This is a genomic window from Paraburkholderia sp. UYCP14C (genome assembly GCF_004197395.1).
Classification (GTDB): Bacteria; Pseudomonadota; Gammaproteobacteria; order Burkholderiales; family Burkholderiaceae; genus Paraburkholderia.
In genome coordinates this window covers 1-665 of the sequence record NZ_SELS01000313.1, presented here as the reverse complement: position 1 = coordinate 665, position 665 = coordinate 1, and the positions used below count along the sequence as shown (strand labels likewise).

The following is a 665-nucleotide window of genomic DNA, read 5'->3' as shown; positions in this document are numbered from 1 at the left end:
CCGAAGTCTTCCGCGAGAAACGAGTTCGTCAACTCCGGATGGGTGCCCGCGCAGTGGTAGCACTCGCGGTTGTTTTCCATGACGAGCTTCCAGTTGCCGTTCTCGACGATCTCCATCTCATAGGCGATCTTCGTTCGCGTCAGATCGTACGGCGCGAAACGCGGCGCCATCGTCGTCTCGAGCTTCTCGAAGTCAGCGGGCGGCTCGTCGGCGAGACAAACGAAGATATGCGCACCTACCGTCTTCACATGGACAGGAATCAGGCTGTGGCAGCTGGCGTCGAATTCCTTGCCCATGTGCGTCGAATGCTTGAGGCTACCGTCCAGGTCATAGGTCCACTGATGGTACGGACACACGAGCATCCCGACGCTGGCCTTGCCGGCCTTCTTCATGATGCGCGAGCCGCGATGACGGCAAACGTTGCGATAGGCGCGCACGTTTTCGTCGTCGTCGCGCACGATGATGATCGATGCCTTGCCGATATCCACCGTATGCACATCGCCCGGTTCCGGCACGTCGGCCGTCACGCCGACCAGGATCCACAGCTTGTGAAAAAAGACCTCGACGTCCGTCTCGAAGACATCCTGTCGGCCGAACAACTCGCCGGGCATTCCGTGTCCCTTCTTGCGGCAATCGATTAGTTCGCGATGCGTTTGAATCTGAAC

General features: G+C 58.9%; 1 protein-coding gene. It reads right to left on the bottom strand.

Annotated features, from left to right (window positions below):
- Window positions 1-665: aromatic ring-hydroxylating dioxygenase subunit alpha (locus tag EVC45_RS45010; protein ID WP_373683142.1), on the bottom strand; the 665-nt coding region annotated here is incomplete at both ends.